The organism is Caenispirillum salinarum AK4, from assembly GCF_000315795.1.
GTDB classification, from domain to species: domain Bacteria; phylum Pseudomonadota; class Alphaproteobacteria; order Rhodospirillales; family Rhodospirillaceae; genus Caenispirillum; species Caenispirillum salinarum.
On sequence record NZ_ANHY01000008.1, the window covers coordinates 187,923 to 209,943 of the forward strand.

20 protein-coding genes and 1 tRNA gene are annotated in these 22,021 nt (G+C 66.7%); 10 read left to right on the forward strand and 11 right to left on the reverse strand.

Annotated features, from left to right (window positions below):
• The first annotated feature begins 13 nt into the window (after positions 1-13).
• Both C882_RS25805 and C882_RS25810 read left to right on the forward strand, forming a co-directional pair.
• Entirely contained in the window at positions 14-343 is a 330-nt protein-coding gene (locus C882_RS25805) for a helix-turn-helix domain-containing protein (protein WP_083875781.1), read from the forward strand.
• A gap of 428 nt (positions 344-771) precedes the next feature.
• Positions 772-1,551: a site-specific integrase gene (locus C882_RS25810; RefSeq protein ID WP_407637687.1), complete on the forward strand. Its 780-nt coding sequence runs from the start codon at positions 772-774 to the stop codon at positions 1,549-1,551.
• Here C882_RS25810 and C882_RS10470 read toward each other — a convergent pair.
• Positions 1,502-1,576: transfer RNA gene (locus tag C882_RS10470), tRNA-Val, on the reverse strand. The two genes, C882_RS25810 and C882_RS10470, sit on opposite strands and share 50 nt — an antisense overlap.
• Before the next feature lie 225 nt (positions 1,577-1,801).
• On the opposite strand from C882_RS10470, the gene C882_RS10475 reads away from it, so the two are divergent.
• The 4 genes from C882_RS10475 to C882_RS10490 all read left to right on the forward strand — a co-directional run bounded on the left by C882_RS10475 (position 1,802) and on the right by C882_RS10490 (position 4,266).
• Positions 1,802-2,749, forward strand: coding sequence for an N-formylglutamate amidohydrolase (locus C882_RS10475; protein WP_009540566.1), 948 nt, complete (start codon positions 1,802-1,804; stop codon positions 2,747-2,749).
• Between the two features lie 102 nt (positions 2,750-2,851).
• A complete protein-coding gene (locus C882_RS10480; RefSeq protein WP_009540567.1) occupies positions 2,852-3,262 on the forward strand; it encodes a hypothetical protein in 411 nt (136 codons plus the stop codon).
• Positions 3,263-3,282: 20 nt separating this feature from the next.
• Positions 3,283-3,831 (forward strand): hypothetical protein, encoded by a 549-nt coding sequence (locus C882_RS10485; protein ID WP_009540568.1) that lies wholly within the window; start codon positions 3,283-3,285, stop codon positions 3,829-3,831.
• A gap of 6 nt (positions 3,832-3,837) precedes the next feature.
• Positions 3,838-4,266: a hypothetical protein gene (locus C882_RS10490; protein ID WP_009540569.1), complete on the forward strand. Its 429-nt coding sequence runs from the start codon at positions 3,838-3,840 to the stop codon at positions 4,264-4,266.
• An 87-nt stretch (positions 4,267-4,353) separates the two neighbouring features.
• On the opposite strand, the gene ilvC is transcribed toward C882_RS10490, so the two are convergent.
• From ilvC to miaA, 4 genes are all read right to left on the reverse strand, one after another.
• A complete protein-coding gene (gene ilvC, locus C882_RS10495) occupies positions 4,354-5,373 on the reverse strand; it encodes a ketol-acid reductoisomerase (protein ID WP_009540570.1) in 1,020 nt (339 codons plus the stop codon).
• A 53-nt stretch (positions 5,374-5,426) separates the two neighbouring features.
• Complete coding sequence (gene ilvN / locus C882_RS10500) at positions 5,427-5,942, reverse strand: acetolactate synthase small subunit (RefSeq protein ID WP_009540571.1); 516 nt, start codon at positions 5,940-5,942, stop codon at positions 5,427-5,429.
• A 138-nt stretch (positions 5,943-6,080) separates the two neighbouring features.
• Entirely contained in the window at positions 6,081-7,841 is a 1,761-nt protein-coding gene (locus C882_RS10505; protein ID WP_009540572.1) for an acetolactate synthase 3 large subunit, read from the reverse strand.
• Between the two features lie 192 nt (positions 7,842-8,033).
• A complete protein-coding gene (miaA, locus tag C882_RS10510) occupies positions 8,034-9,011 on the reverse strand; it encodes a tRNA (adenosine(37)-N6)-dimethylallyltransferase MiaA (RefSeq protein ID WP_043644952.1) in 978 nt (325 codons plus the stop codon).
• A gap of 84 nt (positions 9,012-9,095) precedes the next feature.
• Here miaA and serB point away from each other — a divergent pair, with 84 nt between their 5' ends.
• The 3 genes from serB (at position 9,096) to C882_RS10525 (ending at position 10,913) form a co-directional block, all read left to right on the forward strand.
• A complete protein-coding gene (gene serB / locus C882_RS10515) occupies positions 9,096-9,998 on the forward strand; it encodes a phosphoserine phosphatase SerB (RefSeq protein WP_009540574.1) in 903 nt (300 codons plus the stop codon).
• Positions 9,999-10,029: 31 nt separating this feature from the next.
• Positions 10,030-10,332: a hypothetical protein gene (locus C882_RS10520; RefSeq protein WP_009540575.1), complete on the forward strand. Its 303-nt coding sequence runs from the start codon at positions 10,030-10,032 to the stop codon at positions 10,330-10,332.
• 128 nt (positions 10,333-10,460) lie between these two features.
• Positions 10,461-10,913, forward strand: a complete 453-nt coding sequence (locus C882_RS10525) for a copper chaperone PCu(A)C (RefSeq protein WP_009540576.1) — start codon at positions 10,461-10,463, stop codon at positions 10,911-10,913.
• 466 nt (positions 10,914-11,379) lie between these two features.
• On the opposite strand, the gene lpdA is transcribed toward C882_RS10525, so the two are convergent.
• From lpdA to mdh, 6 genes are all read right to left on the reverse strand, one after another.
• Positions 11,380-12,783 carry a dihydrolipoyl dehydrogenase gene (lpdA, locus tag C882_RS10530; RefSeq protein WP_009540577.1) on the reverse strand — a complete coding sequence of 468 codons (1,404 nt, stop codon included), beginning with the start codon at positions 12,781-12,783 and terminating at the stop codon, positions 11,380-11,382.
• Positions 12,784-12,864: 81 nt separating this feature from the next.
• Positions 12,865-14,160, reverse strand: a complete 1,296-nt coding sequence (gene odhB, locus C882_RS10535) for a 2-oxoglutarate dehydrogenase complex dihydrolipoyllysine-residue succinyltransferase (protein ID WP_009540578.1) — start codon at positions 14,158-14,160, stop codon at positions 12,865-12,867.
• Between the two features lie 37 nt (positions 14,161-14,197).
• On the reverse strand, positions 14,198-17,146 hold the full coding sequence (locus C882_RS10540; RefSeq protein WP_009540579.1) for a 2-oxoglutarate dehydrogenase E1 component: 2,949 nt from the start codon (positions 17,144-17,146) through the stop codon (positions 14,198-14,200).
• 171 nt (positions 17,147-17,317) lie between these two features.
• A complete protein-coding gene (gene sucD, locus C882_RS10545; protein ID WP_009540580.1) occupies positions 17,318-18,193 on the reverse strand; it encodes a succinate--CoA ligase subunit alpha in 876 nt (291 codons plus the stop codon).
• Positions 18,194-18,195: 2 nt separating this feature from the next.
• The gene (sucC, locus tag C882_RS10550) at positions 18,196-19,395 is read right to left on the reverse strand and encodes an ADP-forming succinate--CoA ligase subunit beta (protein WP_009540581.1); all 1,200 of its coding nucleotides are present in this window, start codon (positions 19,393-19,395) and stop codon (positions 18,196-18,198) included.
• A gap of 26 nt (positions 19,396-19,421) precedes the next feature.
• Positions 19,422-20,381, reverse strand: a complete 960-nt coding sequence (gene mdh, locus C882_RS10555; protein WP_009540582.1) for a malate dehydrogenase — start codon at positions 20,379-20,381, stop codon at positions 19,422-19,424.
• Between the two features lie 328 nt (positions 20,382-20,709).
• Here mdh and chrA point away from each other — a divergent pair, with 328 nt between their 5' ends.
• A complete protein-coding gene (gene chrA, locus C882_RS10560) occupies positions 20,710-21,939 on the forward strand; it encodes a chromate efflux transporter (protein WP_009540583.1) in 1,230 nt (409 codons plus the stop codon).
• The last annotated feature ends 82 nt before the right edge of the window (positions 21,940-22,021 follow it).

Here is a 22,021-nt window from a genome sequence, read left to right on the forward strand (position 1 = left end):
TTCGGACTTTCTGATGTCTGTGGAGTGGTTGACTGTCGAACAAGTAGCGGCGGAAGTGGGCGTGGAGCCTGCTGCCGTTTTGGCTGCCTGTGACAGCCGTGAAATCACATATGCGGTGCTCTTCCGCCAAGTCCGGATCAGGCGCAAGGATTTCGAGAAGTATTTGGAGAAGATGACATGCCACGCTACAGAAGCGAACGCGGTGCCCCGCAACTCACCAAGCGCAACGGTTCAGATTACTGGTACATCCAGTGGTACGACCCCAAAAAGCGGAAAGTCAGGTACAAGACCACCGGTTGTGCTTCAGAGGCAGAAGCACAGGATGTCCTCGCACGCTTCCTGAAGCAGGCTCGCGAGGGCGAGAAGGTGGCTTCGCCGGTGCCGGCGCAGAGTCCAGTCACGCTTCAGGCAGTGGGGAGTGATGTCCCCCGGCTCGGAGATTTGCTTCAGAGTTATATAGAGGCGCTCGAGGCTTGCGATGTTCCGTCGACCGCGCAAGCGAAGATCGCCACGACCCACCTGTGCGCATATTTTGGCCCGGATCACGACGCACGAACGATATCCTTTGAAAAGCAAGGAGCTTATGTCAGCCATCGTGACGACACAGGTTATTACGCGAAAGACGGCACGTTTCGCCGCCTTTCACCGGCAACTGTAGCCCGCGAACTGTCGGTCCTTCGAGCGGCTCTGCATGCTGCCGCGCGGGTGAAATGGATTGATTACTTCGAGGAGGTGGCAAGCATCGAGGGTGTTGAAAGCCGCGCTCGCTGGATGTCACGTGAGGAGGCGGCGAAGCTTCTCGAGGCAATGGACAAAAAGCGGACGCAGCACCTGTTTCTCTTCACGCGGCTCATGCTTGAGACGGCGGCTCGGCCTGCTGCGATCCTGGAGCTACCGTTTGACAAAATATCCTTCTCAGGGCCGTACGCCGTGCTTGATTTGCGCGCGATCGGGCAGCGCGAGACGAATAAGCGGCGGGTCGCTGTGCAGATATCTGACCCGACCACGATCGAGATGCTCAAGCATGCGCGGGTGTACAACAAAAGCAACTTCGTAATCGAATGGGCCGGCGCGCCGCTAGAGTCGGTGAAGAAAAGTTTCCGGGCGGCTGTTGTCCGCGCGGGATTGTCCGAAGTTACCCCCTACGTTTTGCGGCACACCGCGGCAACGTGGATGGCCCAGGCTGGCGTCCCGCTTTGGGATATCGCGCACCGCCTGGGGCACAAAGACGAGCGGATGGTGATGGCCGTCTACGCGCATCACCATCCCGATTATCAAGCCAAAGCTCGAGACGCGCTCGGAAAAGCCATGGCCGGCCTGCCCGCCGGCAAGAACCAGGAACACGTAAAGCGAACGAGCCGGCCCCTGCACACCTGGCCGGCCGGGCGGTCTGGCAATAGCACCGCAATTGCACCGCAGTGCGGCGCAAAGGGTGCCGGACAGGAGCCCGATGAAGCGCCCCCGAAACGACGAAACCCCCAGGTTTCCCTGGGGGTTTCGGTGGTGGGCGTGGCTGGGATTGAACCAGCGACCCCTACGATGTCAACGTAGTGCTCTCCCGCTGAGCTACACGCCCGTGTCTTCGGCCGGACCCTTGCGGATCAGGCCCCGGCGGGACCGGTCTCCGACGCCTGCGCGGTGCGCTCCGTCGTCGTGAGGGCGCCTATGTAGCGAACTGAAACAGCCTTGGCAAGACCTTTTTTTGACAGGGCGTTGGCCGCGCACGCCATTCCCGAAATCGCGCACGTCCGCCCCCTTCCGGCTATGGCGGCTTCGCGGCCGGTGCGCTAGTCTAGCGGCCATGACCCGAACCCGTCCCGACGAACCGGCGCCACAGGACCCTCGCAGCGCGCCGGACACGCCATCGAGCCCGGCCTCCGCGCTGTCGGTGCCGGGCGTCGTCGCCGTGGAAATGCCGGCCGACCATCGCCTGCCCATGGTGTTCGCCTCGCCGCACTCGGGCCGCAATTATCCCGACGACCTGCTCGCCGCCTCGCGACTGGACGCCAGCGGGCTGCGACGGTCCGAGGACTGCTTCGTCGACGAGCTGTTCGCCGACGTTCCCGCCATGGGGGCGCCGCTGGTCAAGGCGCTCTACCCGCGCGCCTACCTGGACCCCAACCGCGAGCCGTACGAGCTGGACCCCGCCATGTTCGCCGAACCCCTGCCGGCGCACGTGAACGTCACCAGCGCGCGGGTGGCGGCGGGGCTGGGGACCATCGCCCGCGTGGTGGCGAGCGGGGCGGAGATCTACGCCCGCAAGCTGTCGTTCGCGGAAGCCGAAAAGCGCGTGCAGACGCTCTACCGGCCCTATCACGGGGCGCTGCGGCGGTTGATCGACGAGACGGTCGCGCGGTTCGGCTACTGCATGCTGGTGGACTGCCATTCCATGCCGTCGGGCGGCGGCGATCCCAACCGCCCGCCGCCGCCCGACATGGTGCTGGGCGACTGCTTCGGCATCTCGTGCGCCCGCGTCATGACGGCGGTGGCCGAGGAGCGGCTGACGGCCGCGGGCTATACCGTCACCCGCAACGCCCCCTACGCGGGCGGCTTCACCACGCGCCACTACGGCCGGCCCGAACACGGCGTCCACGCCATGCAGATCGAGATCAACCGCCGCCTCTACATGGACGAGGCCGCCTTCACCCGTCGTCCGGCCATGGAAAGCCTGCGCGAGGACCTGAACCGTCTGGTGGAGGTTCTGGCGGGCATCCGGCCGCAGGATTTACGGCTGCCGGCGGGGCGGTGACGGTCCCGGCCCTGACCCCAAGCGTAAGCAATATATTTTTGTGGTAACCTAAGCCGCCTTTTGCGATCTTCCGGCGCAGAGGGTGAGATAAGGATAGTTGCCATGAAAACAAGATTTGCGCTCTGCGTGCCGGTCGTCCTGCTGGCGCTGACCGGCTGCATGACCGCCGGGCAGCATCGCGACGCCGTGCGGGATGACGCGGGCGATCGCCTGACCGCCGGAACGGTTCAGCGCGAAATCCATGTCGGCATGTCGTCGGCAGAGGTCGTCGAGGTTCTCGGTGCGCCCAACATGGTCACGACCGACGAGCAGCGCCGTGAAGCGTGGGTGTGGGACAAGATCAGTACCGACCGCGCCTATTCGCGCAGCTCCGGCTACGGGACGATGCTGATCATCGGCGGCGCGTCCAACGCGGGCGCCGACAGCACGTCGCAGCGGACGCTGACCGTCATCGTCAAGTTCGACGAGGCCGGCAAGGTGCGCGATTTCGCCTACCGTCAGTCCAGCTTCTGACGTCTCCGGGACACCTCATCATGAAACCGACGTTCCGCAAGCTGCCGGTGCTGGCGGCGATGGTCGCGGCCAGCACCATGCTGGCGGCCTGCCAGCAGTCCATCCCGAAAGAGGCGCTGGACCTGAAGCAGGTCACGGTCGAGAAGCGCCAGCGCCAGACGCGCCATTTCGACACGCTTGAAGAAGAGAAGCTTCTTTCGGCCTCGGCTGCCGTTCTCCAGGACCTGGGGTTCTCCCTGGATGAGTCCGAGACCGACCTTGGGGTTATCGTGGGGTCGAAGGACCGCGACGCCACCGAAGCGGGCCAGGTGGTCGGGGCCGTCGTGGTCGCCGTGCTGTTCGGTGTGGCAACGCCTATCGACGACCGCCAGAAGATCCGGGTTTCGCTCGTGACGCGCCCGCTTCCGGGGGATGGTGAGCGGACGGCGGTGCGCGTCACCTTCCAGCGGATCGTCTGGAATACGCAGAATGTCGTCTCCCGGGCCGAGCCGCTGGACGATCCCGAACTGTACCAGGAGTTCTTCGACAGGCTGTCGCAGTCGGTCTTCCTGGAAGCGCACGAGGTATAAAGCCTGATGAAGAAAGAGATATTCCGCGCCGCCGTCGTTGGCACAGCGGTCCTTGTCCTTGCCGCCTGTCAGACGGACTCCCGGCAGCAGGCGCTGCAGACAAGCGAAAGCCAGGTGGCCCTGCGCGCCATGCAGACGCGGGCGTTCGACACCGCGGACAAGGAACAGACCCTGCGTACGGTGATCGCCACCCTGCAGGACCTCGGCTTCGTGGTCGACAAGGCGGACGACGTGCTGGGCTCCGTCAGCGGAACCAAGGTGGATGGCTACCAGATGCGCATGTCGGTCACCGTGCGGCCGCGCAGCGAAAGCCAGATGCTGGTGCGGGCCAACGCCCAGTACAACATCTACGCCGTCGAGGAGCCGCAGCCCTACCAGCAGTTCTTCGCCGCGCTGGAGAAGGCCATGTTCCTGACCGCGCACCAGGTGGACTGACCGGCACCGCCCAGGCGCCCGATGGTGACGAAAAAAAGGCCGCTCCCACCGGGAGCGGCCTTTTCCGTTCGAGCCAAGCGCTACGGCTTAGTTCTTTTCCTTGTCCACCAGGGCGTTCGCCTTGATCCAGGGCATCATGCCGCGCAGGCGCTCGCCGACTTCCTCGATCTGGTGTTCGGCGTTCAGGCGGCGGGTGGCCTTGAAGCTGGGCTGGCCGGCCTTGCACTCCAGCATCCAGTCACGCACGAAGCGGCCGGACTGAATGTCGTCCAGCACGCGCTTCATCTCGGCCTTGGTCTCGGCCGTCACGATGCGCGGGCCAGTCTTGTAGTCGCCGTATTCCGCGGTGTTGGAGATGGAGTAGCGCATGTTGGCCATGCCGCCCTCGTACATCAGGTCGACGATCAGCTTCACCTCGTGCAGGCACTCGAAGTAGGCCATTTCCGGGGCGTAGCCGGCCTCGACCAGCGTCTCGAAACCGGCCTTGATCAGCTCGGTCAGGCCGCCGCAGAGCACGGCCTGCTCGCCGAACAGGTCGGTCTCGCACTCTTCGCGGAACGACGTCTCGATGATGCCCGAACGGCCGCCGCCGACGGCGCAGGCGTAGGACAGGGCGACTTCCTTGGCGTTGCCCGAGGCATCCTGGGCGATGGCGACCAGGCAGGGCACGCCGCCGCCGCGCACGTATTCCGAACGCACCGTGTGGCCCGGACCCTTCGGCGCGATCATGAACACGTCCAGGTCGGCGCGCGGCTCGATCAGGTTGAAGTGCACGTTCAGGCCGTGGGCGAAGGCGAGCGCGGCACCTTCCTTCATGTTGGCGTGCAGGTCGTCCTTGTAGAGGTCGGCCTGCAGCTCGTCGGGGGTCAGGATCATCACCACGTCGGCCCAGGCGGCGGCCTCGGCCGGGGTCATGACCTTCACGCCCTCGGCCTCGGCCTTCTTGCGGGTGGCGGAGCCCTCGCGCAGGGCGACCGCGACCTCCTTCACGCCGCTGTCGCGCAGGTTCAGCGTGTGGGCGTGGCCCTGCGAGCCGTAGCCCACAATGGCGACCTTCTTGCCCTTGATCAGGTTCACGTCGGCGTCGCGATCGTAGTAAACGCGCATTGTCCTAAATCCTTGGAATCAGTCTGTTGAAGGGACGGGCCGGGTGGCCCTGATCAAATGCTGCCCGTGCCGCGCGCGATGGCGGCGACGCCGGTGCGCGAGACGTCCACGAGGCCCAGCGGCTCCATCAGCGCGATGAAGGCGTCGAGCTTGTCGGTCTTGCCGACGATCTCGAAAACAAAGCTTTCGTTGGTGCTGTCGACCACGTTGGCGCGGAAGATGTCGGCGATGCGCAGGGACTCGACGCGCTTTTCGCCGGAGCCGACGACCTTGACCAGCGCCAGCTCGCGCGAGACGGACGGGCCGTCGACGGTCAGGTCGCGCACCTTGTGGACCGGCACCAGGCGGCCCAGCTGCGCCTTGATCTGTTCGATCACCATGGGCGTGCCGCTGGTCACCAGCGTGATGCGCGACAGCTTTTCCGCCGGGTCCACCTCGGCGACGGTCAGGCTTTCGATATTGTAGCCACGGCCGGAAAACAGGCCGATGACGCGGGCCAGAACGCCGGACTCGTTGTCGACCAGGACGGCGATGGTGTGGGTGACGATCTCTTCGACTTCATTGGACACGGGACGTGTCTCCCCCTCAAGGGTCTCGCGGCGGGACCCCGGTCCCGCCGACCGCCTGCGGAAGGCGGCGGCGGGGCCGGGGCGATGCGAGCGTGCGGTGGGTATGGTGGTGGTGATGGTGCGGTCGGTTCCCTTGGATCAGACCAGGACCTTGCCTTCGTCGCCGATGGCGTCGTTGTCCTCGCCGGGCGGGCCCAGCAGGATCTGGTTGTGCGGCGCCCCCGACGGGATCATGGGGAAGCAGTTCTCCGAGGCATCGACGCGGCAGTCGAAGATGACCGGCTTGTCGATCTCGATCATCTCCTTGATCTGCTCGTCAAGCGTCGCGGCGTCGTCGGCCACGATGCCGTGGGCGCCGAAGGCCTCCGCCAGCTTGACGAAGTCGGGCAGGGCCTCGGAGTAGCTTTCCGAGTAGCGGCCGCCGTGCAGCAGCTCCTGCCACTGGCGCACCATGCCCATGTACTGGTTGTTCAGGATGAACACCTTCACGGGCAGGCGGTACTGGATGGCGGTGCCCAGTTCCTGCATGTTCATCATGAAGCTGGCCTCGCCCGAGACGTCGACCACCAGGGCGTCGGGGTGGGCCATCTGCACGCCGATGGCGGCGGGGAAGCCATAGCCCATGGTGCCCAGCCCGCCCGAGGTCATCCACTGGTTGGGACGCTCGAACTTGTAGTGCTGGGCGGCCCACATCTGGTGCTGGCCGACTTCGGTCGTGATGTAGGTCTCGCGGCCCTTGGTCAGTTCGTACAGGCGCTGGATGGCGTACTGCGGCTTGATGATCTTGCCGTCCTGGTTGAACTTCAGGCAGTCGACCGCGCGCCATTCCTCGATCTGCGTCCACCAGTCCTTCAGCGCGCTCGCGTCGGGGCGGATCTGGCGGGCCTTATAGAGCTTGATGAGGTCTTCCAGGGCGTGGGCCACGTCGCCCACCACCGGCACGTCCACCCTGACGTTCTTGTTGATGGACGACGGGTCGATGTCGATCTGGATCTTCTTGCTGCCCGGCGAGAAGGCATCCAGGCGGCCCGTCACGCGGTCGTCGAAGCGCGCGCCGATGCAGATCATGACGTCGCAGTCATGCATGGCCCAGTTGGCCTCGTAGGTGCCGTGCATGCCCAGCATGCCCAGGTGCTGCGGGTCGCTGGCCGGATAGGCACCCAGGCCCATGAGCGTCTGGGTGATGGGATAGCCGGTCATGCGCACCAACTGGGTCAGCAGCTGGCAGGCCGCCGGGCCCGAGTTCACCACGCCGCCGCCGGTGTAGAAGATGGGCTTCTTGGCGTTGGCGATCAGGTCCAGCGCCTCTTCCAGCGCGGCGCGATCGGCCTTGACCTGCGGCTTGTACGTCTTGTGCTTGACGCGGGCGGCGGGCGTGTACTCGCCCTCCTTCATCAGCACGTCCTTGGGCAGGTCGACCACCACCGGGCCGGGGCGGCCGGAGCGCGCGACGTGGAAGGCCTCGTGCATGACGCGGCCCAGGTCGTCGGTCTTCTTCACCAGGTAGTTGTGCTTGGTGCACGGCCGGGTGATGCCGGTGGTGTCGGCCTCCTGGAAGGCGTCGTTGCCGATCAGGTGGGTGGGCACCTGGCCGGTCAGGCAGACGATGGGGATCGAGTCCATCATGGCGTCCAGCAGGCCGGTGACGGCGTTGGTCGCGCCGGGGCCGGACGTCACCAGCACGCAGCCGACCTTGCCGGTGGAGCGTGCATAGCCCTCGGCCGCGTGGACGGCGGCCTGTTCATGGCGCACCAGCACGTGCTTGATCTGGTTCTGCTGGAAAATCGCATCGTAAATGGGAAGTACGGCGCCGCCCGGATAGCCGAAGATTACCTCGACGCCCTGCTCGGCAAGAGCCTTGAGGACCATCTGAGCACCGTTCATGCGATCCATGGACATATTCGCACCTGTATTCCCTATGAAGCACGCGCGGCTCGCGCGCCGCCCGCTCAACACTTTCAAAAAAGCGTCCGCGGAACACCGTGACCGCCTGTCGTCTCTCCGATGGATCGGATGTGCGCTGTCAGGGGTGTCCGACCGGCGCGCCGCGCCTCTCCCCGGACCATTCCGGGGACGATGCACCGTAATGACTCATAATCCGGCGGTCAACAAAAAGCGGCGAACTTTATGAAAGATTTCGGCGGAAAGAGTTTCCGAATATTGCGCGGGGAGAGTCTTGTCGGCATCAAGCTGCCCCCGGAACCACGTCATCTGCCGTTTGGCGTAGTTCCGGGTGAGTTGCTGCGCCCGTTTCAGCGCCGACTCGAGGTCCGTGTCGCCGCGCAGATGGGCCGCCAGTTCCGGCACGCCCAGCGCCTTCATCACCGGCGTGTCGGGCGGCAGGCCGAGATCCAGCAGGCCGCGCACCTCGTCCAGCGCCGGGCCGTGCAGGACCATCTTCTCCAGCCGCAGGTCGCAGCGGGCATAGAGCACGTCGCGCGGCGGGGCGAGCGTGATGACGAAGGGGCGCAGCCGTGGCGGCGGCGGCTCCGGCGGCTGGCGCTGCCACCAGGAGATGGACCGGCCCGACGCGACCCAGACCTCCCACGCCCGTAAGTTTCGCGTGGTATCCGTGGGGGCGAGGCGGGCGGCGGTCTCCGGGTCCTCGGCGGCGAGGCGTGCGTGGAAGGCGTCGTGGCCCAGGCGGTCGAGGTCCGCCCTGGCCTCGGCGCGCACCTCCGCCGGCACCTCGGGTACGGGGGCGAAGCCGTGCAACAGGGCGCGGATATAAAGCCCCGTGCCGCCGCAGACGATGGGCAGCCCGCCGGCGGCATGGACGGCCTCGATCTCCGCCACCGCCATGTCGCGCCAGCGCACCGGCGAGCATACCTCCGATCCCGGCAGCACGCCGTACAGGCGGTGCGGGGCTGCCGCCTCTTCCTCCGCCGAGGGGCGGGCGGTCAGCACGCGTAGCTCGCGGTAGACCTGCATGCTGTCGGCGTTGATGACCGTGCCGCCGAACTCGCGCGCAATGTCCAGCGCCAGCGCCGACTTGCCGCTGGCAGTGGGGCCGGCGACGACGATCAGCGGCGGCGCCGCGGGATCGGAGGAAGGAGGGATATCGTTCATGCGGCTTGCCATACCCTGCGGCGGGTCTTTATACGAGTGTGCGAACGTTTCACGCCCCGCGCCGCCAGGACAAGGACCCGCGCCATGGAAAACGTGCTGACGCTGATCACCGACCCGGCCCGCGGGGGGCTGGACGATAGCACGGTCCAGGCCGCGCGCGAGGTTTTGAAGGGCCTGGGCGCGCAGGTGGGCTCCCCCGACTGGCTGGACGAGGGCATCGCCGTCGACCTGCCCTTCGAGGACGCCGAGCCCGACCACGCCGACGCCTGCGTGCGCAAGGTGGTGGAAGAGGCCGGCGTCGCCGCCGACGTGGTGGCGCAAGCCGCCGGGGACCGGCGCAAGATGCTGCTGGTGGCCGACATGGACTCCACTATCGTCACCGGCGAGACCCTGGACGAACTGGCCGATTTCGCGGGCCTAAAGGACAAGATCGCCGCTATTACCGCGCGCGCGATGAATGGCGAGCTGGACTTCAAGGAGGCCCTGCGCGAGCGCGTCGGGATGCTCAAGGGCCTGTCCGCCGACACGCTGGAGCAGTGCTTCACCCGCGTCGAGTACACGCCGGGCGCGGAGGCGCTGGTGCGCACCATGGCCGCCAATGATGCGCACTGCATCCTGGTCTCGGGCGGGTTCAAGTTCTTCACCACGCGCGTGGCGGCTCACTGCGGCTTCCACATGGACCTGTCCAACGATTTCATCATCGAGGACGGAGCCCTGGCCGGCACCGTGGTGGAGCCGATCCTGGATCGCGACACCAAGCTGCAGACGCTGATCGGGGCGGCGGCCGAGCGCCGGCTGCCGCTGTCGCGCACGCTGGCGGTGGGCGACGGGGCCAACGACCTGGACATGATCAAGGCCGCCGGCCTGGGTGTGGCGTTCCACGCCAAGCCCAGCGTGGCGGCGGAGGCGCGGGTGCGGGTCGACCACGGCGACCTGACGGCGCTGTTGTACGCTCAAGGATACCGACGGTCCGAGTTCGCCGCTTGAGGGGGCGGCGGTCGCGCAGGGGGATGGCCGCATGGCCAAGTCGAAGACGCAGATCATCCATGAAATCGAGCACCTGATCGCCCGCAACGGCGGCAATCCGGCGCAGTGGTATGTGGGCATGGCGAAGGACGGCAAGGCCGAACTAACCAGCCGGCACCGCTTCAAGCCCGGCCGCGACGTCGGCGCCATCCGCACCGCTGCGACGGAGGTGCAGGCCCAGGAGGTGGTTGATTACCTCACCCGCTCCCGCGGCTGCAAGGGCGAGGCCCACACGTTCAACGCCGGCGAATTGCACGTCTACGTCTTCCGCATGAGTTCCGGCACGAAGCCCTGATTTTTCCTGGGGTTGGACGCCCTCTCCGATCTTTCGATGCGATTCCACCACGGGCGGCGGGTTGTTCCGTTCCGGCGCGGGCGCCATCGTCAGTGAAAGGATGATGGTCGCCCCCGGAGGATTGGACCATGCGCGCCCTGACCCGCCTGTCTCGCCTGCCCGTCGTCGCCGCCTTTGCCGCCGCCCTGGGGCTGGCGGCCGTTCTGACGTCCGAGCCCACCATCGCCGAGGGAGACCAGGTCGCCGCCGTCCAGGTGGTGCGTCCCTGGGTGCCGCCCGCCCGCGCCGGCGACGTGAAGGTGCAAGCGGTGATCGGCAACGACGAGGACGGCCCCGTGATCCTGATGGGCGCCGACACCGGCGCGGCAACGGGCGTGACGCTGGTTCACAAGGGCGAGCCGGTCGAGCACGTCATCATCGACCCGCACGACGCGGTCGGTCCCCACGGGTTCTACCTGCTGCTCGACGATGTCAATGGCCCGCTCACAGCAGGCGACAGCATCGAAGTGATCCTGCTGTTCAAGGACCGCGCGCCCCTGCCGGTGCAGGTCGCGGTCGGGGAAGAGGGCGTGGCCGGGTAGGTGCATGGCTCCGGTGGCGGTGGTGCGGTGAAGCCACTAAGACACCAAGGACACCAAGAGGGTGTGCTGACTGATAGAGCGGCGCTTTAGCGGCGGCCGGGTTTTGGAACCCAAGACACCAAGACACCAAGGCAGCGCGCGAAGGCGCGCCATCATCCTTCTACCGGCCGTCGTGGCCCAGTTTGTGGAATTGATGTTGATTAAGGAATCGAGGGAGCGCGAGGGAGCCCGCGGCTCCCTCGCATCTTATTCCGGCGCAGCCGGAAAGCCTTGGTGCCTTGGTGCCTTGGTGTCTTGGTGTTTCACCCGCAACACGTCGACCAATGACGCCGCAGCACCTCATTCAGCACCTCCTCTTGGTGCTCTTCGTGCCTTTGTGGCCTCGCCGCACACCGCCACCGGAGCAGCCACAGAAAAAGGGCGTCAGATCGCTCCGACGCCCTCTGTCTCCAAGCGTGTCGCCCGATCACATATGGATCGTGCGCTTGGCGACGGCGAGCGCCGCTTCCTTGACCGCCTCGCCCAGCGCCGGGTGGCTGTGGCAGGTGCGGGCGATGTCTTCGGCGGAGGCGCCGAATTCCATGCCGACGACCACTTCCTGCAGCAGGTCGCCGCCCTCGGGGCCGACGATGTGGCAGCCCAGCACCGTGTCGGTCTTCTTGTCGGCCAGGATCTTCACGAAGCCGTCAGTCTCGCCGTTGCAGCGGGCGCGGCCGTTGGCGGTGAAGGGGAACTTGCCGACGTTGTATTCGATGCCGGCGTCCTTCAGCTGCTCCTCGGTCTTGCCCACGGCACCGACCTCGGGCCAGGTGTAGACGACCGACGGGATGGCGTCGTAGTTGATGTGCGCGGTCTCGCCTGCGATCAGCTCGGCGACGGCCACGCCCTCGTCCTCGGCCTTGTGGGCCAGCATGGCGCCGCCGATGACGTCACCGATGGCGAAGACGCCCTGAACGTTGGTCTGAAAGTTCTCGTCGACCGTGATGAAGCCGCGGTCGGTCATGTCCACGCCGACCTCGCGCAGGCCGAGGTTTTCCGTGTAGGGGCGGCGGCCGATGGACACCAGCACCACCTCGGCCTCGACCTCCTTGGCGTCGCCGCCCTTGGCGGGCTCGACGGTCAGCTTCACGCCCTTCTTGTTCTTCTCGGCACCCGTGACCTTGGAGCCGAGCATGAACTTCAGGCCCTGCTTGTCCAGGATGCGCTGCATCTGCTTGCGCACCTCGCCGTCCATGGGCGGCAGGATGAAGTCCAGGTATTCGATGACGGTGACTTCTGCGCCCAGGCGGCGGTAGACCGAGCCCAACTCCAGGCCGATGACGCCGGCGCCGATGACGACCATGGACTTCGGCACCTTGGGCAGCTCCAGCGCGCCGGTGGAGGTGACGATCTGCTTCTCGTCGACCTCGACGCCCGGCAGCGGCATGGAGTCAGAGCCCGTGGCGATGACCACGTTCTTGGCCTTGACCTCCTGCTCGCCGTCCTCGCCGACGACCTTGACGGTGTCCGGGGCGGTCAGGGTGCCGTGGCCGACCAGGTGGTCGATCTTGTTCTTCTTGAACAGGAAGGCGACGCCGCCGGTGTTGTCGGCGACGACCTTGTCTTTCCGCTTCATCATGGTGTCGAAGTCCAGGCTCGGCTTCACCTTGATGCCGTGGCCTTCAAAATCGTGCGCGGCCATCTCGTAGAGGTGCGAGGACTGCAGCAGGGCCTTCGACGGAATGCAGCCGACGTTCAGGCAGGTGCCGCCCAGGCTCTTGCGCTTTTCGACCACGGCGACCTTCATGCCCAGCTGGGCCGCGCGGATGGCGCAGACATAGCCGCCGGGGCCGGCGCCGATGACGATGAGATCGTAGGATTTCTCGGACATATTTGGCTTCCCGAAACTCTATGCGTCAGACATGCGAAAGGGCCGGACCTCTGTATGATGGCCCGGCCCCAGCGTGGTCACTTACACATCAAAGAGGAGACGCGCCGGGTCCTCGATGCACTCCTTGACGCGCACCAGGAAGGTCACGGCTTCCTTGCCGTCGATGATGCGGTGGTCGTAGGACAGCGCCAGGTACATCATCGGGCGGGCCTCGATCTTGCCGTCGGGCATGACCATCGGGCGCATCTGCGTCTTGTGCATGCCCAGGATGCCCGACTGCGGCGGGTTGATGATGGGCATGGACATCAGCGAGCCGTAGACGCCGCCGTTGGAGATGGTGAAGGTGCCGCCGGACATCTCGTCCATGCTCAGCTTGCCGTCACGGGCGCGCTTGCCGAAGTCGCCGATGGTGCTTTCGATCTCGGCGAAGCCCATCTTGTCGCAGTCCTTCACCACCGGAACCACCAGGCCCTGCGGCGTGCCGACGGCGATGCCGATGTCGTAGTGGTTCTTGTAGATGATGCTGTCGCCGGAAATCTCGGCGTTGACGGCCGGGATTTCCTGCAGCGCCTGGATGCAGGCCTTGGCGAAGAAGGACATGAAGCCCAGCTTGACGCCGTGCTTCTTCTCGAACTTGTCCTTGTACTGGTTGCGCAGCGCCATCAGGTTCGTCATGTCCACCTCGTTGAAGGTGGTCAGCATGGCGGCGGTGTTCTGCGCTTCCTTCAGGCGCTCCGCGATGCGGCGGCGCAGGCGGGACATCTTGACCTTTTCCTCGTTCGCGGCCGCCTCGCGACCGGGACCCGAGGGCATGGCCGACGCCGGCGCGGCGGCGGCCGGGGCAGCGGCCGGCTTGGCCCCGCCCTGCATGTAGTTGACCACGTCCGCCTTGGTCAGGCGGCCGTCCTTGCCCGAGGCCGGAATCTGCGCCGGGTCGAGGTTGTTTTCCTCAACCAGCTTGCGCACGGCCGGGGCCAGCGGGTGGTCCAGGTTGGCCTTCTGACCGGCCGGAGCCTGGCTTTCCTGCGGCTGCGCCGGCTTGGCCGGCTCGGGCTGCGCCTTCGGCTCCGGCTTTTCCTCGGCCTTGGGAGCCTCTTCCTTCTTCGGCTCTTCCTTCTTGGGCGCCGGAGCGGCGCCTGCGCCCTCGCCCAGCAGGCCCAGGATGGAGCCGACTTCCACGTCCGAGCCTTCCTCGGCCGTGATCTCCTGGATGGTGCCGGCGGCGGGCGCGGGGACCTCCACCGTCACCTTGTCGGTTTCCAGTTCCACCAGCGGCTCGTCGGCATTGACGCTGTCACCGACCTGCTTGAACCACTTCGCGACCGTGGCCTCGGTCACGGACTCGCCCAGGGCGGGCACCTTGATTTCCGTCGCCATGAGTTTCCTCTGACTAATCGTTAACTGCCGTGGCCGCTTACTGGCCGATCTTGCTGAGCTGGGTGACACGCGCGAACGGCACCCACACCTTGTCCAGGTCGCCGGTCAGGGCGTCCTCCACCAGGCCGGTCTGTTCCGCCACGTGGATCTTGAACAGGCCGGTGGCCGGGGAGGCCGAGGCCTTGCGGCCGACGTAGGTCGCCTTGCGGGACTTGTGGCCGTCGATGGACTCCAGCGCGAACTCGATGCGCCGGTCGACGAACTGCCAGTAGCCCATGTTGGCCGGCTCTTCCTGGCACCAGACCACTTCCGCGTTCTTGTAGCGGGACAGCTGGGCGACCAGGGTTTCCTTGGGCCAGGGGTAGAGCTGTTCGATGCGGATGATGGCCACATCGTCCAGTTCCTGGTCCATGCGCGCCTGGAGCAGGTCGTAGTAGACCTTGCCCGAGCACAGCACCACGCGGCGGATCTTGTCGTCGGGCTTCAGGCTCTCGTTCCACTCCGGCATGACGCGGCGGAAGCGCGAGCCGGGGCCGAAGTCCTCCAGCTTGGAGGTGGCCAGCTTGTGGCGCAGCAGCGACTTCGGCGTGAAGACGATCAGCGGCTTGCGGAAGTTGCGGCGGATCTGACGGCGCAGGGCGTGGAAGTAGTTGGCCGGCGTGGTGATGTTGCACACCTGCATGTTGTCTTCCGCGCACTGCTGCAGATACCGCTCAGGCCGGGCCGAGGAGTGCTCGGGACCCTGGCCCTCGTAGCCGTGCGGCAGCAGCATCACCAGGCCCGACATGCGCAGCCACTTGGACTCGCCCGAGCTGATGAACTGGTCGACGATGACCTGGGCACCGTTGGCGAAGTCGCCGAACTGGGCTTCCCACAGCGTCAGGCCGTGCGGCTCCTGCAGGGAGTAGCCGTAGTCGAAGCCCAGCACCGACACCTCGGACAGCGGGCTGTCGATGACCTCATACCGGGCCTGCTCGCCGGGGCGGATGTGGTTCAGCGGCACGAAGGTGCGCTCGCTGTTCTGGTCCACCAGCACGGAATGGCGCTGCGAGAACGTGCCGCGGCCGGCGTCCTGGCCGGACAGGCGCACATGCGCGCCTTCCATCAGCAGCGTGCCGAAGGCCAGCGCCTCGCCCGTGGCCCAGTCGATGCCCTCGCCGGACTCGAACATCTTGGCCTTGGCCTTCATCTGGCGCTGGATCTTGCGGTTGACCTCGAAGCCGTCCTCCTCGGGCGGCGTGGAGAGCGCCTTGCCGACCTCCTTGAGGACCTCGAAGTCCACGTCGGTGGCCTCGGTGCGGTACTCTTCCTCGCCGGTGGCCTGCATCAGGCCCTTCCACTTGCCCTCCAGCCAGTCGGCCTTGTTGGGGCGGTAGTTGGCGGCGGCCTTGAACTCGTCTTCCAGGCGGGCGACGAAGTCGTCGTTGATCTTCTGCGCCTCTTCGGCGCTGACCTTGCCCTCGCTCGCGAGCTTTTCGGCATAGCGGGCGCGGGTGGTCGGCTGCTCGCTGATCTTGCGGTACATCAGCGGCTGGGTGAAGGCCGGCTCGTCGGATTCGTTGTGGCCGTGGCGGCGGTAGCAGATCATGTCGACCACCACGTCGGCCGCGAACTCCTGGCGGAACTCGGCCGCGACGCGGGCGGCGAAGATCACCGCCTCCGGATCGTCACCGTTCACGTGCAGGATCGGCGCCTGGACCATCTTGGCGATGTCCGAGCTGTAGGGGCCCGAACGGCTGTACTGCGGCGCCGTGGTGAAGCCGATCTGGTTGTTGATGATGAAGTGGATCGTGCCGCCGGTGCGGTAGCCTTTCAGCTGCGACAGGCCGAAGCACTCCGCCACGATGCCCTGGCCGGCGAACGCCGCGTCACCGTGCAGCAGGATGCCCAGCACGCGCTTGCGCTCGGTATCGCCCAGTTGCTCCTGCTTGGCGCGCACCTTGCCGAGCACCACGGGGTCCACGACCTCCAGGTGCGACGGGTTGGCCTGCAGCGACAGGTGGACCTTCTTGCCGTCGAACTCGCGGTCGGCCGAGGTGCCCAGGTGGTACTTCACGTCGCCGGAGCCCTGGACGTCGTCCGGGTTGGCGGCGTTGCCCTGGAATTCCGAGAAGATGGCCTGGTAGGGCTTGTGCAGGATGTTGGACAGCACGTTCAGGCGGCCGCGGTGGGCCATGCCGAACACCACTTCCTCGACACCCAGCTGGCTGCCGCGCTTCAGCACCTGCTCGATGGCGGGGATGACGGACTCGCCGCCTTCCAGGCCGAAGCGCTTGGTGCCGGTGTACTTGACCTGCAGGAACTTCTCGAAGCCCTCGGCGTTGGTCAGGCGCTCCAGGATCGTGCGCTTGCCGAGGTCCGTGAAGTCGGCATGGCTGCGCGCGCCCTCGACGCGGCGCTGAATCCAGGCCTTCTGCTCGGGGTCCTGGATGTGCATGAACTCGACACCCACCGACCCGCAGTAGGTGGCCTGAACCACCTCCAGGATCGTGCGCAGGGTGGCCGTTTCCAGCCCCAGCACGTTGTCGATGAAGATTTCCTTGTCCAGGTCCGCGTCGGTGAAGCCGTAGGTGGTGTATTCCAGCTCCGGGTGCGGTTCCGGCTCGATCAGGCCCAGCGGGTCCAGCTTGGCCATCAGGTGGCCGCGGACGCGGTAGGCGCGGATGAGCATCAGCGCGCGGATGCTGTCCAGCGTGCGGGAGCGCACCTCGTCGGTGGACAGGCCGGCGCCGCCCTTCGGCGCTTCTTTCTTCTTCTTGGCGGCCTGGGCGGCCTCCTCGGGATCGACGGCGCCGATCACCTTGGCGCGGCCCTCGGGAGCCCATGCGCCGGCGTGCCGTTCACCGCGCACCGCTTCGGGATCGTCGTGCAGCTCCGCGAAGAAGGTCTGCCAGCTCTGATCGACGGAATTCGGATCGTCGAGCCACCGCTCGTAGAGCTCGGCGATGAAGATGGCGTTCGCGCCAGTGAGGAAAGAAGCTTCCAAAGCTCCGGCTCTCTTGGTTTGGAGGCCGGCGCGGTCACGCCCCCGACCGGGGACAGTGGGCCACGTCGGGACTCCGTGGTTTCCTACCTGCGGGATGCCGCATGCCCCCGCGCGGGCAAAGGCCCGAACGGGGGCATGCGACCCATACGGTCGGCGAAGGGGTCTGTTAGATCAGCCCTTCATCGCCTTGAGCATGGTCGAACCCAGCGCCGCCGGGCTGTCGGCGACCATGATGCCGGCCGACTTCATGGCCTCCATCTTGTCGGCCGCGGTGCCCTTGCCGCCCGAGATGATGGCGCCGGCGTGGCCCATGCGCTTGCCCGGGGGCGCGGTGACACCGGCGATGAAGCCGACGGTCGGCTTCTTCACCTTCTGCGCCTTCAGGAACTCGGCGGCCTCTTCCTCGGCCGAACCACCGATTTCACCAATCATGATGATGCCTTCGGTTTCCGGGTCCTTCAGGAACATGTCCAGGCAGTCGATGAAGTTGGTGCCGTTGACCGGGTCGCCGCCGATGCCGATGCAGGTGCTCTGGCCCAGGCCGGCCGCGGTGGTCTGCGCCACGGCTTCGTAGGTCAGGGTGCCCGAACGGCTGACGACGCCGATCTTGCCGCGCTGGTGGATGTGGCCCGGCATGATGCCGATCTTGCACTCGCCCGGCGTGATGACGCCGGGGCAGTTGGGGCCGACCAGGCGCGTCTTGGAGTTTTCCAGGGCGCGCTTGACCTTCACCATGTCCAGCACCGGAATGCCCTCGGTTATGCACACCGCCAGGTCCATCTCGGCGTCGATGGCCTCCAGGATCGCGTCGGCCGCGAACGGCGGCGGGACGTAGATCACGGTGGCGTTGGCACCGGTGGCTTCCTTGGCGTCGGCCACGGTGTCGAACACCGGCAGGTCCAGGTGCTTGGTGCCGCCCTTGCCGGGGGTGACGCCGCCGACCATCTTGGTGCCGTACGCGATGGCCTGTTCGGAGTGGAAGGTGCCCTGCGAGCCGGTGAAGCCCTGGCAGATGACCTTCGTGTTGCTATCGATCAGAACAGCCATGGTTACTTGGCCTCCTTGACGGCCTTGACGACCTTTTCAGCGGCATCCGCCAGGTTGTCGGCGGCGATGATGGGCAGGCCGCTCTCGCTCATGATCTTCTTGCCCAGCTCGACGTTGGTGCCTTCCAGGCGCACGACCAGCGGCACGTTCAGGCTCACCTCGCGGGCGGCGGCCACGACGCCCTCGGCGATGACGTCACAGCGCATGATGCCGCCGAAGATGTTGACCAGGATGCCCTCGACGTTGGGGTCGGACAGGATGATCTTGAAGGCCGCGGTCACGCGCTCCTTCGTGGCACCGCCGCCGACGTCCAGGAAGTTGGCCGGAGCACCGCCGTACAGCTTGATGATGTCCATGGTGGCCATGGCGAGGCCGGCGCCGTTCACCATGCAGCCGATGGAGCCATCGAGCTTGATGTAGTTCAGGCTGTGCTGGGCGGCCTCGATCTCCGACGGGTCCTCTTCGGACTCGTCACGCATCTCTTCGATGTCCTTGTGACGGTAGAGGGCGTTGTCGTCGAAGTTCATCTTGCAGTCCAGCGGGATCACCTGGCCGTCGCCGGTGACGACGAGCGGGTTGATCTCCAGCATGGAGGCGTCGGTGTCGACGAAGCACTTGTACAGCGCCGTCAGCATTTTGGTGAAGGCGCCGACCTGCTTGCCTTCCAGCTTCAGCGCGAACGCGATGTTGCGGCAGTGGAAGCCGGAAATGCCCGACGCCGGGTCGATCGACTGGGTGACGATCTTTTCCGGGGTCTTGGCGGCCACCTCTTCGATGTCCATGCCACCCTCGGTGGAGGCCATCACGGAGATGCGCGACGTGGCGCGGTCGACCAGCATCGCCAGGTACAGCTCGCGCTGGATGTCGCAGCCCGCCTCGATGTAGACGCGCTTGACTTCCTTGCCGGCGGGGCCGGTCTGGTGCGTGACCAGGGTCTTGCCCAGCATCTGCTTGGCGTTCTCGCCGACCTCGGCGGGCGACTTGACGACGCGCACGCCGCCCTTCTCGCCGGCTTCGGACTCCTTGAAGGTGCCCTTGCCGCGGCCGCCGGCGTGGATCTGGCTCTTGACCACGTAGACGGGGCCGGGCAGCTGCTTGGCCACCGTGATCGCCTCGTCGGCGGTGTAGGCGACGCCGCCGTCCAGAACCGGAACACCGAACTTCTGGAGGATCTGCTTCGCTTGATACTCGTGGATATTCATCTGTACAGGCCTTCCTTACAGATCGCTTAGCCCTGGGGCATCAGCTTCTTGGCCGCCTCGACGAGGCCCTTCACGGCGTTGACCGAGTTCTGGAACATCGCCTTTTCCTCGTCGTTCAGGTCGATCTCCACGACCTTTTCGACGCCGTTCTCGCCGATGATGCAGGGCACGCCGACGTAGAAGCCGTCCAGGCCGTACACGCCGTCACACCAGGCGGCGCAGGGCAGCAGGCGCTTCTTGTCCTTCAGGTAGGCCTCGGCCATCTCGATGGCGGACGCGGCCGGGGCGTAGAAGGCCGAGCCGGTCTTCAGGTGGGCGACGATCTCGGCGCCGCCGTCGCGGGTACGCTGAACGATCTGGTCGAGCTTCTCCTGCGTGGTCCAGCCCATCTTCACCAGGTCGGGCAGCGGAATGCCGGCGACGGTGGAGTAGCGGGTCAGCGGAACCATGGTGTCGCCGTGGCCACCCAGCACGAAGGCCGTGATGTCCTGGACGGAGACGTTGAATTCCTCGTGCAGGAACCAGCGGAAGCGGGCGCTGTCCAGAACGCCGGCCATGCCGACGACCTTGTTGTGCGGCAGCCCGGAGGCTTCGCGCAGGGCCCACACCATGGCGTCCAGCGGGTTGGTGATGCAGATCACGAAGGCGTCGGGGCAGTTTTCCTTGATGCCCTTGCCGACGGCGCTCATCACCTTGGCGTTGGTCTCGATCAGGTCGTCACGGCTCATGCCCGGCTTGCGGGGGACACCGGCGGTCACGATCACGACGTCGGCGCCCTTGATCGCGCTGTAGTCGTTGGCGCCCGTGTACTCGGCGTCGACGCCTTCGACCGGGGTCGACTCGGCGATGTCCAGGCCCTTGCCCTGCGGCGTGCCCTCTGCGATGTCGAACAGGACGACGTCGCCCAGTTCCTTCAGACCGATCAGATGCGCCAGCGTGCCGCCGATGTTGCCGGCGCCGACCAGAGCGATCTTGTTGCGTGCCATGGATGTCCCCTCGTGCTGGAAGAGCGGTTGCGATGCGGGGTACCGCAAGGAAATTGCGGCAACACCAACGGGGGGCATTACCTACCGCGTTTCCGGGCGAAGGACAAGGGGCAAGCCCGCGAGCGGCTGGATATTAGGAGTCCCTGATATTGCGCCGTTCCCGCCGTGTTTCCCAAGGGCTAGGCAGGGCGCGGGCTCCGGCTGTCCACAGGGGGCGTGACGGTTCCATGAAATCCGGCGGAGGGGCGGGGAAGCTCCCCCTTCGGGTAGGTCTCCTGCCCATCCGCGCGCCTATACTGGCGAGCCGAGTCTTGCCCCGGAGCCCCTGATGGACGCCCCTTCCGCGCCGCCTTCCGCCCCCGCCGACACCGCCCGCGATCCGGCGCCGCCCCCGCCGGCGCCTGCCCGCGCCGGTGAAGTTTTCGCCGCCTTCCTCAAGCTGGGGTTGACGGCCTTCGGCGGCCCGGTGGCGCATCTGGGTTACTTCCGCGAGGAGTTCGTGACCCGGCGTCGGTGGCTGGACGATGCAGCCTACGCCGATCTTGTGGCGCTGTGCCAGTTTCTTCCCGGACCGGCCTCCAGCCAGGTCGGGCTGGCGCTGGGGCTGCTCCGGGCGGGGCTGGCGGGCGCGCTGGCGGCGTGGCTGGCCTTCACCCTGCCGTCGGCCGTCGTGATGGTGCTGGCCGCACTTGGCGTGGCGGTCCTGGCCGGGGAGGCGGGGCTGACGCTCGACGCTCTGTCCGGCCTGAAGGCCGCCGCCGTCGCCGTGGTGGCGCTGGCGCTGTGGGGCATGGCGAAGACGCTCACCCCAGATGTCCGCCGGGCCTCGGTCGCCGTCGCCGCGGCTGCGCTCGTGGCTGCCTGGGACTCGCCGCTGGCGCAGATCGCCGCCATCGTCGCCGGCGGTGCGGCCGGGCTGGCGCTGGTCAAGCCCGAGATGCGGACGGACGCCGTTCACCTGCCGGTGCCGGTTTCCCGCCGGTGGGCCGTTGCGGCGCTGGTGGCCTTCTTCGGCCTGCTGGTCGGCCTGCCCCTCGTGGCGGAGGGGCCGCTGGCCGAACTGTTCGATGCCATGTACCGTTCCGGCGCCCTGGTGTTCGGCGGCGGTCACGTGGTGCTGCCGCTGTTGCAGGCCGAGGTGGTGGCGCCGGGATGGGTGGGCGCCGAATCGTTCATGGCCGGCTACGGCGCGGCCCAGGCGGTGCCGGGTCCGCTGTTCACCTTCGCCGCCTACCTGGGGACGGCGGCGGCCGGTGTGGTCGGGGGACTGGTGGCGCTGGCGGGCATCTTCCTGCCGGCCTGGCTGCTGGTGCTCGGCGCGCTGCCCTTCTGGGCCCGGTTGCGCGGCAGCCGGTGGGCGCGGCAGGTGCTGGCGGGCGTGAACGCCGCCGTCGTCGGGCTGTTGGCGGCTGCCTTCTACGACCCCGTCTTCACCGCCGGCGTGCGCGGACCGTTGGACTTCGCCTTGGCGCTGCTGGCGCTGCTGCTGCTGGCCGCGTGGAGGGTGCCGCCGTGGGCGGTGGTCCTGGTCTGCGGCGCCCTTGGAGTCGCGGTGTAGCCGCCACTGATCCTCCGAAAGAGGCAAAACCATAGGGGGGCTTCACGCGTAGGGTTTGCGACGGTCATCCTTGAGTGATCGC

Coding starts and splice junctions, on each gene's coding strand:
- ilvC (WP_009540570.1), bottom strand. CDS start 5,373: ATGCGCGTTTACTACGATCGCGACGCCGACGTGAACCTGATCAAGGGC.
- chrA (WP_009540583.1), top strand. CDS start 20,710: ATGGACGCCCCTTCCGCGCCGCCTTCCGCCCCCGCCGACACCGCCCGC.
- C882_RS10520 (WP_009540575.1), top strand. CDS start 10,030: ATGGCCAAGTCGAAGACGCAGATCATCCATGAAATCGAGCACCTGATC.
- miaA (WP_043644952.1), bottom strand. CDS start 9,011: ATGAACGATATCCCTCCTTCCTCCGATCCCGCGGCGCCGCCGCTGATC.
- C882_RS10480 (WP_009540567.1), top strand. CDS start 2,852: ATGAAAACAAGATTTGCGCTCTGCGTGCCGGTCGTCCTGCTGGCGCTG.
- C882_RS10505 (WP_009540572.1), bottom strand. CDS start 7,841: ATGTCCATGGATCGCATGAACGGTGCTCAGATGGTCCTCAAGGCTCTT.
- C882_RS25810 (WP_407637687.1), top strand. CDS start 772: ATGTCACGTGAGGAGGCGGCGAAGCTTCTCGAGGCAATGGACAAAAAG.
- C882_RS25805 (WP_083875781.1), top strand. CDS start 14: ATGTCTGTGGAGTGGTTGACTGTCGAACAAGTAGCGGCGGAAGTGGGC.
- C882_RS10490 (WP_009540569.1), top strand. CDS start 3,838: ATGAAGAAAGAGATATTCCGCGCCGCCGTCGTTGGCACAGCGGTCCTT.
- lpdA (WP_009540577.1), bottom strand. CDS start 12,783: ATGTCCGAGAAATCCTACGATCTCATCGTCATCGGCGCCGGCCCCGGC.
- C882_RS10485 (WP_009540568.1), top strand. CDS start 3,283: ATGAAACCGACGTTCCGCAAGCTGCCGGTGCTGGCGGCGATGGTCGCG.
- C882_RS10525 (WP_009540576.1), top strand. CDS start 10,461: ATGCGCGCCCTGACCCGCCTGTCTCGCCTGCCCGTCGTCGCCGCCTTT.
- serB (WP_009540574.1), top strand. CDS start 9,096: ATGGAAAACGTGCTGACGCTGATCACCGACCCGGCCCGCGGGGGGCTG.
- C882_RS10475 (WP_009540566.1), top strand. CDS start 1,802: ATGACCCGAACCCGTCCCGACGAACCGGCGCCACAGGACCCTCGCAGC.
- mdh (WP_009540582.1), bottom strand. CDS start 20,381: ATGGCACGCAACAAGATCGCTCTGGTCGGCGCCGGCAACATCGGCGGC.
- sucC (WP_009540581.1), bottom strand. CDS start 19,395: ATGAATATCCACGAGTATCAAGCGAAGCAGATCCTCCAGAAGTTCGGT.
- sucD (WP_009540580.1), bottom strand. CDS start 18,193: ATGGCTGTTCTGATCGATAGCAACACGAAGGTCATCTGCCAGGGCTTC.
- odhB (WP_009540578.1), bottom strand. CDS start 14,160: ATGGCGACGGAAATCAAGGTGCCCGCCCTGGGCGAGTCCGTGACCGAG.